Below are 15,107 nucleotides of genomic sequence, written 5' to 3'. Positions count from 1 at the left end.
ACTGTGGGCGCCATGACTGGGTGGACGGATTCAGAGTACGGCGCATCCGGGCGGGCGGATGCAGATGAGCTGCTTCGGCGCCTCGCGGTGACGCAGGCCGGCTTCTTCACCGCCCGCCAAGCCGTGGGGCACGGCATCATGACAGAACAGTTCTCCGCGCGGGTCGATTCCGGGCAGTGGCTGCGGGTGGAGGGCGAACTTTTCCGCCTCGGCGACAGCACGCCGACCAAGTTCGACGAGTTCGCGCAATGGTGCGCCTGGTACGAGGGCGCCGCAGTGGTCTCGCATCAGAGCGCTGCAGATCTCCACGGAATGGGACACCTGCAGCCCCGATTCCTGCACCTGTCGACGGTTGACCAGCGAACGGTGCCGAGCAATCGACTGGCCTTGCACCATCGCGAACTCGCGGCTGCCGACGTCGAACTGGTGGGGTGTTTCCGGGTCACCACGCCCGCCCGCACCGCCGTGGATCTCGCCGCCGGTGGTGTGTCGCAGGAAGTTCTCGACGAACTGGTCGGAGACGCGATCACTCTCGGCCGGGCAGACGCAGATGATCTGCATGCTGCCGTTGCCGGCCAGCCGACCGCCGTCGCCGATCGCATCGAGCTGGCGTTGCTCTCGGCGGACTGACCGGTATCTCGGTTCAGTGCGGCGCCACCGTGCTCCACGGCACGGTGAGAATGCAGTCGCGCACTCGGCGTCGCTGCTCCTGCACCTCGAATCCCTGATTTCGGAGCAGATCCAACGTCGCGCGCCACCGAAGGCGGGGACCGAACGCCGAGTGCGGTGCGGAGGTCGCCCACGCGCGGTCCGCCGCCGTGAGCAGTTCATGGATCGGCTCACCCGGCACATTGTGGTGGATCAGCGCTTTGGGGAGTCGCTCTGCGAGGTCCGACGGACAGTCGATGTGGAACGGGCTCCACGCCAGGGTCAGGGTCCGTGGGCCGTGCTCGTCGAGCAGCACCCACGCGCAGCGGCGACCCAACTCGTCGCATGTCCCGTCGATGATCAACCCGCCCGGTGCCAGTCCCGCGCGCAGTCGCTCCCACGCCGGGGCCACCGCCTCTTCCGGATACTGGCGAAGAACGTTGAATGCACGGACCAGCGTCGGCCGCAGGCCCGCAAGTTCGAAGCCACCGCGAGCGAACTCCACCCCGTTCCGTCCCGGAACGACACGTTCGGGATCGATTTCGAGGCCGACCACGCGCAGGTCGGAACGTACCGTGCGCAGACGCGCAGCCCATTCGAGCGTGGTCACCGGCATCGCTCCGTAGCCGAGGTCGACGGCCAGTGGGTTCGGAGTCTGCGTCAGCATGCGTGTCGTAGCGGGCTCGTGCACCGTCCAGCGATCGCTGCGCCGCAAGCGATTGATCCCCGTGGTACCGCGGGTGACGACGCCTTCAGGGGACCGTCCGACCGCTATGTTCCGTGACCGCACCGTCCTACTGCCGTGCGAGCCAGTCGGCGGTGATCGCCGCCTCGGTGCGGAACACTTCGACGAGATTGTGCAGGATCATCTCTTCGAGTTTGCCGCCGATGAACGGCAGGTCGACCTTCGCGGTCGACGAGGTCCGCAGCGTGCACCCGGGCGCGCTCTCGAACAGCGTCATGGTGCCGGAGAGGCTTCCCGGGCCCGCAGGGATCGACGCCTCGTAGCGACCTGTGGCCGTGCCAGCGAACGGGCCGTACGACTCCGAGCGGGTGATGATCATGTCCTTCTTGATGACCGTCTGCGCGATCTCCGGCAGTTCCGACCGGGGTATCACGTGGTGTAGGACGAGGTCGATACCGCTGTCGGTGACGGTGAACTCCTCCACGTGGTTCTCCGAGTACTTCCGCATCTCCGACATGCGGGCTTCCCAATGATCGGGGTCGGACAGCGCCGAATAGACCCGCTCCGGGGAATACGGAAAGCGGGCAGAGTAGTCGCTATGGCGTGCCACGGCAGGCCAGCGTACCGGCCTGCGCGCGGTCCGGAAAATCGTCCGCGGGCCGCAGGCCGGTCGATCGAGCCCTCGGTCAGGACGACTGCGCGCGACCGAGCCAGTCGGCGGTGAAGGCTTTCTCTGCCTCGAACAATCCGACCAGTTCGTCGACGATCATGCCCTCGATCTTGGACCCGAGGAACGGGATCTTCACCTCGACGGTTCCCTCGATCAGGACTATGGACCCGTCATCGTCGGGCATGAGCGTGAGGGTTCCCTCGACCTTGCCGGGCATCCCCTCGACACCGGCGGAGAATCGGCCCTGCGCCCGATCACCCTCGAGACGGCCCCACGCTTCATGGCGTCGGATGACGAGATCGCCCGGACGGATGTTCGTCACCACCGCGGGGAGATGTTCCGCGGGGATGGCCTGATGGAGGTCGAGTTCGATCGTGCCGTCACCGGTCGTTGCGTTCTCGACAGCCGCGCCAGGACCGCCGGCCTCCGCGAGGCGGCTGTCCCAGTACTTCGGGTCGACGAATGCCGCATGCACGGCTGCAGGCGGAAACGAGTAGTGCGTCGAGTGGTCGATAGGGCTGCCCATGTCCGGCACGCTACCGTTTGCAGGTGCTTGATCCACGTACCAGGGCCCGGCTCGTCGACGCGGGAGCTGCAGTCACCGAATCCGTGCCATTGTCGACGCTGACGACACTGCGGCTCGGCGGGCCCGCCCGCTACCTCGTCGACTGCACGTCGACCGACACGTTGATCGACGTGATGCGTTGTCTCGACGCAGAGAAGATCCCGGTCCTCGTTCTCGCGGGCGGGTCGAATCTGGTGATCGGTGACGGCGGATTCGACGGCGTGGTCGTCAAGATCTCGAACCCACGTGTCGACCTCGGGAGCGGAACGGTCCGCGCCGAGGCGGGAGCGGTATGGGACGAAGTCGTGGCATGCACCGTCGCGGCCGGACTCGGCGGCCTCGAATGCTTGTCCGGCATCCCGGGCTCCGCCGGCGCGACCCCCGTGCAGAACGTCGGGGCGTACGGCGTCGAGGTCGGGTCCGTGCTGCGGCGCGTGCGACTCCTGGACCGGTGCAGCGGCGACGCCGAGTGGGTCGGTCCGGAGGCTCTCGGGCTCGGATACCGCACGAGCATCCTCAAACATTCCGATGAGGCGCTCGTCCTCGAAGTCGAACTCGCGGTGCGCTCCGACGGATCCAGCGCTCCGCTCGGTTACCGCGAACTGGCGGCGTCGCTCGGCGCCGGCGAAGGGGACCGACTTCCCGCCGCACAGGTACGTGACCAGGTGCTCGCGCTGCGTCGAGGCAAGGGCATGGTGCTCGATCCCGACGACCACGACACCTGGAGCGCAGGTTCGTTCTTCACCAATCCGATCGTCCCCGACGACCGGTTGCCGGGGGTGCTCGCGGCAATCACCGAGCACGTCGGCACGGACGTCCGAATTCCGCGGTACGACGCGGTGGGGGGAACGAAACTGTCGGCGGGGTGGCTCATCGAACGTGCCGGGTTCGTCAAGGGCTTCCCGGGGAGCGAGGCGGCCGCGCGCTTGTCGACGAAGCACACGCTGGCGTTGACCAATCGAGGATCGGCGACCACCGCGGATCTCGTGGCCCTCGCCCGCGAGGTGCGCGACGGTGTCGAGGATGTGTTCGGCGTGCGGCTGCACCCCGAACCCGTGACCGTCAACTGCGTGCTCTGACCTCACCAGCGGTTGCGGACCTCTTCGGCGAAGCCGAGGAGGTTCTCGACCTCGATGCGGGTGCCGTCGTCGAGTAGTACGAATCCGGTGTAGCGGCCGAACACCTGGTGCTGTGTCGAGCGGATGGCGACGGCGTTGACGTCTGCGGCGCGGTCGAGGATGGGATCGAATTCCATCTCGAAGCGGTTGTCGCTGCTCGTGAACCGCCACGGTGCGCCGTCGTAGGTGTCGGCGGGGCGATGGAAATGCACGCGGTCGAGCTTGTGGGCGACTCCGTCGTGGAACACCATGTTCTCGGACGCCGCTGTGGTGTCGCCGAAGCCGTAGCCGATGTTGAAGCCGAACGGCGCGGCATCGACCACCCCGGATGCCGAACCCCAATACCAGGTGTTGTCGTAGGTCCACACCCCACGACCCCAGTCGAAAACCCCGAATGCGCTCGTAGCGTCGAACTCGTGGGTCACGTGGTCGACCCTGATCGAGCCCCACGCAGGCAGACAATTGATCTTCTGGTTGTAGTAGAACGCCTTCGGTGCGCGCGGGAACGGGGTGGCGATCGCCATCCGGTCCATCGGGGGCTGTGACAGCAGCAGCTCACCGGACAGACCGCGGCCACCGTCGAAGCCCGGATGATCGACGATCAGGCGCCGCGCCTGCCCCTCGTTCCGGTACTCGATCCGCATCGCGCCGCGGTGGATCACGACGTCTCCGGTATCGGCGCTGCCCGGCATACCCATGCGTCCGAGGGGAAACGGGACGAGCTTGTTCTCGGTCACCTCCGTGCGGCCCGCCAGATCGAGCCAGCTGATACCGAGCAGACCGACGTATCCGTTGTCGGCGACGGTCAGCGCGATGCCGTATGGGCCCGCGTCACCATCGGACAGGACGCAGTAGTAGTCCCATTCCTTGATCCGCAGCTTCGAGGCTGCGACACGTCGTCGCTCGTACGCACGGACTTCGCTCGTGGCCCAGCCTGCTTCTGCGAGGATGCCGTTCTCGTCGAGCAGGGGACCGGGCGACAGGCGTTGTTGCTGCATACCTCGCGAGACTACTGCCGCGAGACGACCGTCAGTCGGTGGTGCGGTTGAACCGTCCCGCACTTGCCTGATCTCGGGGCCTGACGATGATCTGATCGAGGTTCACATGCGACGGCCGCGACGCGACGAACCCGATGATCTCCGCGATGTCCTCCGCGACGAGCGGCGTGATGCCCTCGTACACCTTGTCGGCGCGCTCCTGATCGCCCTCGAAGCGAACCAGCGAGAACTCCGTCTCGACGGCACCGGGCGCGATCTCTGTCAGGCGGACGGGCCGGCCGAGCAGTTCCCCGCGCAGCGTGCGATGCAGGACCGCCTGCGCATGCTTGGCCGTGGTGTATCCGGAGCCGTTGTCGTACGCCTCGAACGCGGCGACCGACGTGATCGTGACGATCAGTCCGTCACCCGAATCGATGAGCTTGGGAAGCAGAGCCTTGGTGATGCGCAGGGTGCCGATGACATTGGTTTCCCACATCCATCGCCAGTCGTCCTCGACGGCGTCGAGGACCGTGGCGAGGCCCTTCGCGCCACCGGCGTTGTTGACCAGCACGTCCACACGCGGCAGTACCGTCGTGAATGCTTCGACGGAGTCCTCGTCCGTGACGTCCAGCTCGAGGGCCGTGCCTCCGATCTCGTCGGCCAGCTTCTGCAGACGATCGAGGCGTCGCGCGCCGACCACCACGTGATAACCCTGCGCCGCGAGAGTGCGCGCGGCGGCTTCTCCGATGCCGGAGGAAGCTCCGGTGACGACGGCAATGCGGGACTCGGCACTAATGGTCATAGGTCGAATCGTAGTGCGGGCGGTGCAGGCGTGCCCGGCCGATTCTCCGATAGCTCCGAGCAGCGTGGTTGCCCTGCGGATCGTCGTCACCGGCACTAACGTCGTCTGTTATGACGACGAGTCGCGGGCGCTACAGCTCGGGAGAGCGGACTCGCATCCGTCTGATCGAAACCGCGGAGAAGCTGTTTGCGCGGCGCGGATACGACGGGGTCACTCTCGCCGACATACGGAGGGCTGCGGGCCAGCACAATTCGTCGGTCATCGGTTACTACTTCGGTACGAAGGACGGATTGCTCGACGCGGTGGCCGACCACCGGTTCCCCGCGGTCGACGCTGAACGTGGCGCGCTCGTTCGCCGATTCCTTCAGAGCAGGCACACACTGTCCACCCGTGACGCCCTGTGGGCGGTTGCAGAACCGCTCGCGAACACGCTCGGTCGCAACAATCACTATGTTGCGATGCTCTACCGGCTGCTCGACGAAGGGCGGCTCGCGGAGCACGTGGCCGCGGCGATGGCGACATCGAACGGCTACCTCGCCGACAACACGTTGAGAGCATCGGCCGGGCACCTGCCGGCCGATGTGGTCGAGCAGCGTCTCGATCTCGTCTACGAAAGCATCGTTCGAGCCCTGTCGCGGTGCGACGCCGTGGGCAGGCCTCCCACGTACGCCGAGCTGTCGGCCTTGGTCGACGCATGGGAGGCCGTGCTCGTGGCGCCTTTGTCCGAGGAAACACAGGCGGCCCGCGAGGTGCGCTGAGCGCTCATCCGAGACGGTCGCCGGTGCCTGTTCCGCGGCGCATCGCGCCGGGAACGGGTCGCGCGTCGTGCTCTCTCATGTGTGCGGAGGAGCGCAATTGCCACGGCACGCTCGTCACCATCACACCGCGCTGAAACAACAGCCTGCTCTTCAGGCGCAGCGCGCTCTGGTTGTGCAGGATCTGCTCCCACCAATGCCCGACGACGTACTCGGGGATGAACACTGTCACGACATCACGCGGTGACGACCGCCTGATGCGCCGCACGTAGTCGAGAACGGGGCGGGTGATCTCCCGATAGGGGGAGTCGATCACTTTCAGCGGGACGGTGACATCACTGCGATCCCATGCGCGCACCAGTGCCCTGGTGTCGTCGGTGTCGACGTCGACCGTGACGGCTTCGAGGGTGTCCGGCCGGGTCGCGCGCGCATAGGCCAGAGCGCGGAGGGTGGGTGCGTGGAGGCTCGAGACGAGGACGATCGAATACGTCCGGCTCGGCAGGACGTCGTCCCACTCGACCGGACCGAGTTCCTTTGCGACGCTGTCATAGTGGCGACGGATCGCCTTCATCGTGGCGAAAACTACCGCCATCGCCACGATAGCGATCCAGGCGCCTGCGAGGAACTTCGTGATCAGCACGATCACGAGGACGGAGGCGGTCAGTGCCGCACCCACCCGGTTCACCACGCGTGATCGTCGTATTCGCGCGCTCACACGGGAGTCGGTTTCTGTCGAAAGCTGCCGTGTCCAGTGCTTGACCATTCCGGTCTGGCTCAATGTGAACGAGACGAACACCCCGACGATGTAGAGCTGGATCAGGTGGGTGACCTCGGCGTGGAAGACCACGATGAACACGCACGCCGAGGCTGCGAGGAAGAGGATGCCGTTGCTCAGCGCGAGCCGATCGCCGCGGGTGTGGAGCTGGTGCGGCATGTAGCGGTCCTGCGCCAGAATCGCGCCGAGCACCGGGAAGCCGTTGAACGCGGTGTTTGCCGCAAGCACCAGGATCAAGGCGGTCAACGCGGTGACCAGATAGTAAGCGGGCGGGAAGCCGGAGAAGACGGTCTCCGCCATCTGCACGATCAGCGTCTTCTGATGGTAGTTCTCCGGAGCGCCCAGCAACTGGGTGGCAGGATCCTCGGCGATCACCGCTCCGATCCTCTCGGCGAGCACGATGATCCCCAGGAGCAGGGTGATCGCGAGCCCGCCCAGCATGAGAAGCGTTGTCGCGGCGTTGCGGGATTTCGGTTTCCGGAAGGCAGGCACCCCGTTGCTGATCGCCTCGACGCCGGTCAGTGCCGCACATCCCGACGAGAACGCCCGTGCGATCAAGAACGTGAAGGCGAGCGCCGTCGCGGGGGAGTGTTCGGCGACGAGTTCGAAAGACGACGATTCGGCACGAAGATCGTGGCCGAGGACGTAGATCTGTGTCAGCCCCCAGCCGAGCATCACGATGATCGAGATCATGAATGCGTATGTCGGTGCGGCGAACGCGATCCCCGCCTCCCGCAGCCCGCGGAGATTGACGGCGGTGAGGATCACGACGGCGCCGACGGCGAACAACACCTTGTGGTGTGCCACGAACGGCACCGCCGATCCGACGTTCGATGCTGCAGCGGAGATCGACACGGCCACGGTGAGCACATAGTCGACGAGCAGGGCACTGCCGACGGTCAAGCCCGCAGTGGCACCGAGGTTCTTCGTCGCCACTTCGTAGTCCCCGCCCCCGGACGGATACGCGTGGACGTTCTGCCGGTAGCTCGCGACCACCACCGCGAGAACGACGGCGACGAGGACTCCGATCCACGGGGCGAACGCGTAGGCGGACAGGCCGGCAACGGACAGTACGAGAAAAATTTCTTCGGGTGCATACGCAACCGACGACAACGCGTCGGACGCGAACACGGGAAGTGCGATGCGTTTCGTGAGCAACATATGGTCCAGCGCGTCGCTGCGGAACGGTTTGCCGAGCAGCAGCGATTTCACCGCAGACGGTGCACGAGACACCAGCAAAGCATAGTCCTTCCCGGCATCGGCGGTGCCCGCCACAGACCTATTTCCCTTCGGCTTGTGGACAATCCGAACCGTGACATAACCTTCCCTGCATGTCGTCCGGTCGAGTTTCCGTCCTGCGTGTCACGTACGTGACCGCCGCTCTGGGCTCCCGGCTTCCCCTGGCGCGCGAACTCTGTTGTCGCCCCTGCGGTAGGTAGATCCGCGCCGATTCCGGGCTCCGAGCCGGGATCCTTCGGTTGCGTGCGCTGTGCACGTCGAGGTCAGGCGCGTCGATGTCCGAATCGTGCCACATCCGGGTCAGATCATTCACGTTCGAGCGCCACGCTCGCGTCGAGGTGCCCGGGACCGACTTTCCAAGGAACACACGTGTCAGCTCCCACCCTGTCTCGTCCGGATTTCTCCCGACTCTCGCTCGCCCCGGCCGCCACGCGCGCACGGATCGTCGTCCCGGATCTGCGCATCGCCGACGGCGCCGCAGGGTCGGTGTTCCGTGTCGCGGCCGATCGCGGTCCCGTATCCCGCGACGTGATCGCCAAGGCCACCGGCCTGAGCATTGCCACAGTGAACCGGCAGGTGAGCGCTCTACTCGCGGCCGGTCTGCTGCGTGAACGCGCCGACCTCACCGAATCCGGTGCGGTCGGTCGTCCGAGGGTTCCGGTGGAGGTCGAGCACGACCGATTCCTCACCGTCGGAATCCACATCGGCGCAGTCGTCACCGGGATCGTCGCCACCGACCTGCGTGGCCGGATCATCAGTGCTGTCGAGATCCCCACGCCGAGCGGAGAGCAGAGCCTCGCACTCGCCTCGATCACGGCAAGCGCCAAGGCCTTCGTCTCCCGATGGCACCGCCGCACCGCACTGTGGGCGGGTGTCGCGATCGGCGGTCGCGTCGACTCCGCAACCGGCCTCGTCGATCATCCGCGCCTCGGCTGGTCACAGGCCCGCGTCGGCGAGGCGGTGAGCAGTGGTCTGCACCTGCCGGTGTCGGTGGCGGCCCACGTCGAAGCGATGGCCGCCGCGGAACTGCTGCTGACCCCGAACAAGGCTTCCGGCGGCACGGCAGGTGCCCACCTGTACATCTATGCACGCGAAACAGCGGGTGTCGCCATCACATTCGACGGCAAGGTTCATACGCCGGCGACCGGGCCAGGGTCGATCTCGCACTTGCCTACCGGTTCGTCGGCGCGGTGCACCTGCGGTGCCACCGGATGCCTCGAAGCAACGATCAGTGATCGGGCAGTGCTGGAGCGCGCCCACAGCGACGGAGTGCTCACACCCGGCGACCGGTCGATCCGGGCACTGTACGAAGTGGCGCGAGCAGGGTCGGAGGCGGCACGCGTCATCCTCGCCGACCGTGCATCCACACTCGGACGGACCGTGGCGCTCCTGCGCGACCTGTTCAACCCCGATCGCGTTGTTCTCGGCGGGCAGGCCTTCACGGAGTATCCCGAGGGAATCACGTATGTGGTGAGAGCGCTCGAGCGTGCATCATCGTTTCCGCGCAAAAATGTTCACATCACCGGGTTCGGCAACAGGGTGCAGGCCTACGCCGCTGGTGCGGTGTCGCTCAGTTCGCTGTACTCCGACCCGCTCGGTGTCATGCGAGCGGTCGCGGCATGAGGATCGGAACCGGGTCGGTCACCGCGGACCGTAGGAGTCGAGCATCTCCTGTGGCAAGGGCTGCTCCATCACCACTTGCATCCCGTCCCAGGTGAAGTCGATCACCGCCGGGCCACCCGATGGACAGCAATTCGCGTCTTGCGGAGCGAGCCACCGGTACTGTACCGACACCGTCGAATCGTTCGCGCCCACCACGCGGGTGTAGGCGTAGAAGTCCGAGGTAGCGGTACCGAGGTAGGCGCCGTCGTGGAAGAACAGCACCTGCGAAGGGGAACTGGCTGTTCCACCGGGTGTTTCGGCCATCATCCACAGCAGCTGCGGGCATTCTCCGGCCGCATCGGTGGAGGCTCCCGCGACCCAAGGGTCGCCGTTCGGCGTGGTGTTTCCGAGTGAGGCGAGAGCGTCGGAGGCCACCGACGAGGAGGGATCCAGGCACGGGCCGGTGTGGTCTTCCGGAACCGGTGAAGCGACGGGGGTGTCGTCGGGTGTGGGTGTGGCCTGAGGCCGGGCGGTGCCCTCGGCAGGTGCGGGCGCCGGGATGAATTCCGTCGCTCCGGGGGTCGTCGTTTGCTCGGCCGGCTCGGGTTTCTGCAGGCCATCGGCGTCGGCCGGAGTCGTGATCGGTGTTGTAGTCGTCGTTGTGAGGGTCGTGGTGTCGCTGCCACCGCATGCGGTGAGCAGGGCTGCGGCGGCAATGAGAGCGATCGATGCTCCGATTCGGCGGTTCGTCAACATCGCACCTTTCTTCGCGACACGGTGCCTGGGTTCATGGAGATCGTCGTCGACGAGCATGTATCCGTTAGCGACAGTTACGGATTCGTTACGGTGGGGAGGGAGATGCGTCTGTTGCGTCCGGTCTGGACCCGCGGCGACGGAGTTCGGCCTCAGCCCGTTCGAGGCCTCCGTGTTCGAGTGCGGCGAGCGGGGATTCGTCCTCCCAGACCACGGTGCCGCGCGCCCGGACTGTCACGCGCAGCGTTCCGGTCAGATGCTCGATCGAGCCGGCCACATTACGGCGCTCCGCGGGAAGCGGTACCGGCAGCACGTGCGCACGTCCGAGTGGGGCGTTCCCTTCGATCTCGACGCTCCACAGAAGGTTTCCGCCGCGCAGTGACCACGATTCGTCGGTCACGTGGGCGCGGATCGGGGACACCACCGGATTGCCGAGCCGGATGACGCGGCCACCCGGCAGCGCCACTACGACGGCAGTCACGGTCGTGCGTAGGGGCCCGGTGCGGATCTCCCCGCCGGCGAAGGCCACGCACGCCGAGGAATCCCGGAAGCCCTGTGCCTGCCCCCACCACCAGGAGTCCGGGAAACCACCTCGTCCCCAATTCTTCTCGCCGTACACCTGGGCGCCGTCGAGTTCCCACACCTCATCGCCCAGCACCGCACGACCCTCCGCATACCCGCCGAGCAGCCACGGATGCCAATACTGATTCAATGCGGGCACCGACTGGAACACGCTCGAACCACCGAATCGGCGCCGTGGCCACGGCAGGCTCGGGGTGATGCGGACGTCGAGCTGTGCGTCGGGCCCGAGATCCATCTGCACGCGGTCCGCGCCGCCGCTGAATGCGGTACCGGCCAGGGCACCCAACCTGCTCGGATGCGCGGTGCCCTCCGGATGCGCTTCGGTGCGGAGGAATCCGCCCGGATGCGCTGCCAGCCCGAGCGTCGCCCAGTTCCCGTCGGGCGCCCGATTGATCCCGCACAGCGCGATGACCACCCTCCCGGTGTCGGGCTGGGTGAACCGCCAGAAATAGCCCTCCATGGCCACGTCGTGCGCGGTGAGCAGATCGCCGAACGGCAGGGTCGCGCCGCCTTCGCGGTACCGCCTGAGCAGCGACACCCCTTTATCCCAATCGTTCCGTCGCGGCGGCGATGTCGTCGAGATCCTGACGCATCGCTTTCGTGGTCGCGCGCTTCGCGAGTGGACCGGCAACCGTCATCAGCAGTTGCGCCGCGGCGCCGAGTGGGCCGGAGACGCCCGAGAACTCCATCGTCAGATCCGTTCCGGCCGCTGTGGGCGTCAGCTCGAAGATCGTCCGGTAGCGCGCGCGACCGGATTCTGCGGTGACGACGGTGCGTTGCGCGGGCACCGCCTCCACGACCTGCATCTCCTCGGTCGCGGCCTTGCCGAACATCACCCGTGTCTCGCGCCACCGGGTTCCGACCCGGTACTCGCCGTCGTCGAGGCGTTCGACGGAAGTGACGCCACGGAGCGTCTCCGGAGCGGCGTCGAGGTCGGTCAGAACAGCCCACACCGCGCTCGGCGGCGCAGCGATCGATCGCGTGAGAGTGATTCGTTGTTCCACAGATTCGCCTTTCGTGGGGGATTCCCGTTCACAGCCGCAGCGACGTCTCCTGCAGGCCCGGGGCGTTGCCGCGTCGCCGGAACCACTCGATTCCGAACGCGGCGTTCAACTGGTCTTCGGACATGGCGAGCATCGGGCCGAAATCGCCGATCTGAGACTCGTGGGCACGCATGGCGGCGACCTTCGCGGCGATGGTGCCGGTGACATCGACGGCGGTGGTGAGTTCGGATTCGGGTAGACCGAACGTGTCGAGGTCGGGCGGTTGTGCCTCGCTCGTCACCTCGGGGTTCGCCGCCAACAGCCGTCGCAGGTGATCGCGATTCATGGCCGACTCGTACACCGCGTCGTGACCGGTCGATTCCGCTGCCCGAACCCCGACACGGTGGACCTGGATGTGATCGGGATGCCCGTAGCCGCCGTCGGGGTCGTAGATGGTGACCGAGTCGGCGCGTTCGGCTTCGATTATCGATGCCAATCGCGCGGCCGCCTCGCCCACGTCGACGTTCGCGAAGGCCGCCGCATTGCCGTTCTCCGGGGTCCCCGCCATCCCCGAATCCGGATATCCGAGCTGCACGAGCCGCGCCACTCCGAGCGCCTCCGCGGATCGTTCGAGCTCCCGCATCCGACGATCCGCAAGCGATTCACCCGCAGACAGCAGCCCCGGAGGGTGCTCACCGGCCGCCCCGTCCGTCGCGACGACGAGGACCACGCGGTGGCCCGCGTCGGCGGCCAGCCGCATCACTCCGCCCGTGGTGAAGACCTCGTCGTCGGGGTGCGCGTGAAAACAGACCAGAACGCTCATATTCTGCATGCTGGCACGGTGCGGCCGTGCGCGGTACCGAGAGAGGAAATCCCACAGAGGTGTCACAGAAATCGGGCGGTTCCTACCGCGATCTGTTCACTGCGCCGGGTTCCGTCGCATTCTGTGCGGCAGGTTTCGTAGCGCGCCTGCCGATCGCGATGATCGGGATCGGCATCGTCACGATGTTCTCGCAATTGCGCGGCGACTACGCGCTCGGCGGCGCGCTGTCGGCGGTATTCGCGTTGTCGTACGCACTCCTGACACCTCTGGTGTCGCGGTCGGTCGACCGGCTCGGTCAGTACCGCGTCCTGCCCGCGGCCGCGACGATCAGTGCGGCCGCCACTCTCACGATGCTCCTGGGTGTGCGGTTCGAGTGGCCTGTGCCGCTGCTGTTCCTGTGCGCGATCCCGGCAGGTCTGATGCCGACGATCGGGGCGATGGTGCGCTCCCGCTGGACCCAGCTCTACGGAGGGACATCGCAGTTGCGCACGGCGTTCGCACTCGAAGCGGTGATCGACGAGTTGTGTTTCATCGTCGGCCCGGTCCTGTCCGTCGGACTCAGCATCGCATTGTTTCCCGAGGCAGGCCCATTGCTGGGCGCCATCCTGCTTCTGGTGGGCACGTTCGTTCTCGCAGGGCTGCGCGGAACCGAGCCGCCGGTACAGTCCCGCACGGCCGAGATGCCGAGCGTCAACCTGTTACGGATGCCGGTGCTCGTCGCGCTCATCGCCGTCATGTTCGCGATGGGTGTGATCTTCGGGGTCATCGATGTCGTCGGGGTCGCGTTCACCGCGGAACACGGTGTGCCCGGAGCAGCGACCGTCGTGGTCGCGTTGTTCGCCTTCGCCTCGGCGCTCAGCGGCATCATCTTCGGTGCACGAGCGACGACATCGTCGCTGACCCGGCAACTGCTGATCGCGACCGCCCTGGTCGCACTGCTGCTGTGGCCGCTGCTGCTCGCCGGATCCGTACCCGTGCTCGCGATGCTGTACCTGCTCGCCGGCTCGGCGATTTCGCCGACGATGATCGTCGCGACGTCGCTCACCCAACAGATCGTGCCGTCCGATCGGCTCACGGAGGCCATCACCTGGACCGTGGCGGGTCTCGGTGTGGGCGTGGCTGCGGGGTCGGCCCTCGTCGGCCAGGTCATCGACCGGGTCGACGCAGGTGCGGGATACGGGGTCGGTGTCGTGGCAGGCCTGATCGCGGTGGCATGCGCGGCCGGGATCCACCTGCGCGCGCGGCTACAGTGACCGCCATGACAGTGCGTGAAGTCTCCAGCAGCGATGGCACCCCGATCGTCTACCGCACGTTCGGGCCGGAATCCGCCCGTCCGCTCGTACTCCTGCACGGCTGGGCGCAGTCGTCGCGATGCTGGGGCGAGGAAGTCCTCGGCGATCTCGCACGCAACTTCCGGGTCATCGCCCTGGATCTGCGCGGCCACGGGTACAGCGGGGCTCCGCGCGAGGGCTACGACAACTCCGAGAACTGGGCGGCGGACGTGCATGCAGTGCTCGAGGCCGAGAACGCGGACGATGCGGTGCTGCTCGGGTGGTCCTACGGGGGCCTGGTGATCTGCGATTACCTCACGAAGTACGGCTCCGCGAAGGTGTCCGGTGTGGTGCTCGTCGGCGCGATCACGAGCATCGGACGCGGAGAAAGAGGTGGAAAGGTCGGCGCGGCAATGCGCGCCGCGATCCCCGCAGCGATGTCGGAGAAGCCGCGCGAGGCGATCGCGGCGCTCGGCTCGTTCGGGAACGCGCTGACAGGACCGCCCCAAGGGAAGGGCGTGGTGTCGCAGGCGTTGTTCGGTGCCTCGCTCAGCACCGCTCCCCACGTGCGTGCCGCGCTGTTCGACCGGTCCGTGAGCAATGACGACCTGCTCCGCAGCCTCGAGATCCCGGTTCTCCTCCTGCACGGCACCGCGGATTCGGTGGTGGATGTATCCGCAGCACGCCATGCCGAGTCGTTGCTCCCCAACGCGTCGACGTCCTATTGGGAGGGGGTCGATCACGGTCCGTTCGTCGAGGATCCCGCGCGGTTCGTGGCCGAGGTGACCGAGTTCGTCGAGTCGGTCGACGCATAGCCGGCATGGAGGTCGATTCCTGGCGGGACCGACCGGCAAGGCAG

General features: G+C 66.7%; 16 protein-coding genes. 6 read left to right on the top strand and 10 right to left on the bottom strand.

The window, feature by feature from the left end; all coding sequences use genetic code 11:
* Positions 1–12: 12 nt before the first annotated feature.
* Complete coding sequence (locus HCA61_RS20720) at positions 13–630, top strand: type IV toxin-antitoxin system AbiEi family antitoxin (protein ID WP_169690073.1); 618 nt, start codon at positions 13–15, stop codon at positions 628–630.
* Between the two features lie 13 nt (positions 631–643).
* On the opposite strand, the gene HCA61_RS20715 is transcribed toward HCA61_RS20720, so the two are convergent.
* The 3 genes from HCA61_RS20715 to HCA61_RS20705 all read right to left on the bottom strand — a co-directional run bounded on the left by HCA61_RS20715 (position 644) and on the right by HCA61_RS20705 (position 2,529).
* Complete coding sequence (locus HCA61_RS20715) at positions 644–1,423, bottom strand: class I SAM-dependent methyltransferase (RefSeq protein WP_169690133.1); 780 nt, start codon at positions 1,421–1,423, stop codon at positions 644–646.
* A 19-nt stretch (positions 1,424–1,442) separates the two neighbouring features.
* Complete coding sequence (locus HCA61_RS20710; RefSeq protein ID WP_169690072.1) at positions 1,443–1,943, bottom strand: DUF2505 domain-containing protein; 501 nt, start codon at positions 1,941–1,943, stop codon at positions 1,443–1,445.
* 76 nt (positions 1,944–2,019) lie between these two features.
* A complete protein-coding gene (locus HCA61_RS20705) occupies positions 2,020–2,529 on the bottom strand; it encodes a DUF2505 domain-containing protein (RefSeq protein WP_169690071.1) in 510 nt (169 codons plus the stop codon).
* 23 nt (positions 2,530–2,552) lie between these two features.
* Between HCA61_RS20705 and HCA61_RS20700 the strand changes: the two genes are divergently transcribed.
* The gene (locus HCA61_RS20700) at positions 2,553–3,647 is read left to right on the top strand and encodes a UDP-N-acetylmuramate dehydrogenase (protein ID WP_169690070.1); all 1,095 of its coding nucleotides are present in this window, start codon (positions 2,553–2,555) and stop codon (positions 3,645–3,647) included.
* Between the two features lie 2 nt (positions 3,648–3,649).
* Here the strand turns inward: HCA61_RS20700 and HCA61_RS20695 are convergent, their stop codons facing one another.
* Both HCA61_RS20695 and HCA61_RS20690 read right to left on the bottom strand, forming a co-directional pair.
* The gene (locus tag HCA61_RS20695; protein WP_169690069.1) at positions 3,650–4,684 is read right to left on the bottom strand and encodes a DUF2804 domain-containing protein; all 1,035 of its coding nucleotides are present in this window, start codon (positions 4,682–4,684) and stop codon (positions 3,650–3,652) included.
* Between the two features lie 31 nt (positions 4,685–4,715).
* The gene (locus HCA61_RS20690; protein ID WP_169690068.1) at positions 4,716–5,465 is read right to left on the bottom strand and encodes an SDR family oxidoreductase; all 750 of its coding nucleotides are present in this window, start codon (positions 5,463–5,465) and stop codon (positions 4,716–4,718) included.
* Between the two features lie 110 nt (positions 5,466–5,575).
* On the opposite strand from HCA61_RS20690, the gene HCA61_RS20685 reads away from it, so the two are divergent.
* Entirely contained in the window at positions 5,576–6,223 is a 648-nt protein-coding gene (locus HCA61_RS20685) for a TetR/AcrR family transcriptional regulator (protein WP_169690067.1), read from the top strand.
* 4 nt (positions 6,224–6,227) lie between these two features.
* Here the strand turns inward: HCA61_RS20685 and HCA61_RS20680 are convergent, their stop codons facing one another.
* Entirely contained in the window at positions 6,228–8,228 is a 2,001-nt protein-coding gene (locus HCA61_RS20680) for an APC family permease (protein ID WP_169690066.1), read from the bottom strand.
* Between the two features lie 390 nt (positions 8,229–8,618).
* Between HCA61_RS20680 and HCA61_RS20675 the strand changes: the two genes are divergently transcribed.
* Positions 8,619–9,857, top strand: coding sequence for an ROK family transcriptional regulator (locus tag HCA61_RS20675; RefSeq protein ID WP_206040403.1), 1,239 nt, complete (start codon positions 8,619–8,621; stop codon positions 9,855–9,857).
* An 18-nt stretch (positions 9,858–9,875) separates the two neighbouring features.
* Here HCA61_RS20675 and HCA61_RS20670 read toward each other — a convergent pair whose 3' ends face one another.
* From HCA61_RS20670 to HCA61_RS20655, 4 genes are all read right to left on the bottom strand, one after another.
* A complete protein-coding gene (locus tag HCA61_RS20670) occupies positions 9,876–10,589 on the bottom strand; it encodes an LppP/LprE family lipoprotein (protein ID WP_240959895.1) in 714 nt (237 codons plus the stop codon).
* Positions 10,590–10,677: 88 nt separating this feature from the next.
* Positions 10,678–11,709 carry a tocopherol cyclase family protein gene (locus tag HCA61_RS20665; protein WP_346777616.1) on the bottom strand — a complete coding sequence of 344 codons (1,032 nt, stop codon included), beginning with the start codon at positions 11,707–11,709 and terminating at the stop codon, positions 10,678–10,680.
* Positions 11,710–11,713: 4 nt separating this feature from the next.
* Entirely contained in the window at positions 11,714–12,175 is a 462-nt protein-coding gene (locus tag HCA61_RS20660) for an SRPBCC family protein (protein ID WP_169690064.1), read from the bottom strand.
* 28 nt (positions 12,176–12,203) lie between these two features.
* A complete protein-coding gene (locus HCA61_RS20655) occupies positions 12,204–12,977 on the bottom strand; it encodes a PIG-L family deacetylase (RefSeq protein ID WP_169690063.1) in 774 nt (257 codons plus the stop codon).
* A gap of 59 nt (positions 12,978–13,036) precedes the next feature.
* Between HCA61_RS20655 and HCA61_RS20650 the strand changes: the two genes are divergently transcribed.
* Positions 13,037–14,230, top strand: a complete 1,194-nt coding sequence (locus HCA61_RS20650; protein ID WP_169690062.1) for an MFS transporter — start codon at positions 13,037–13,039, stop codon at positions 14,228–14,230.
* 5 nt (positions 14,231–14,235) lie between these two features.
* Positions 14,236–15,063 carry an alpha/beta hydrolase gene (locus HCA61_RS20645; protein ID WP_169690061.1) on the top strand — a complete coding sequence of 276 codons (828 nt, stop codon included), beginning with the start codon at positions 14,236–14,238 and terminating at the stop codon, positions 15,061–15,063.
* Positions 15,064–15,107: the final 44 nt, after the last annotated feature.

The organism is Rhodococcus sp. HNM0563 (genome assembly GCF_012726195.1).
Classification (GTDB): Bacteria; Actinomycetota; Actinomycetes; order Mycobacteriales; family Mycobacteriaceae; genus Rhodococcus.
This window is presented reverse-complemented; position numbering and strand designations above follow the sequence as displayed.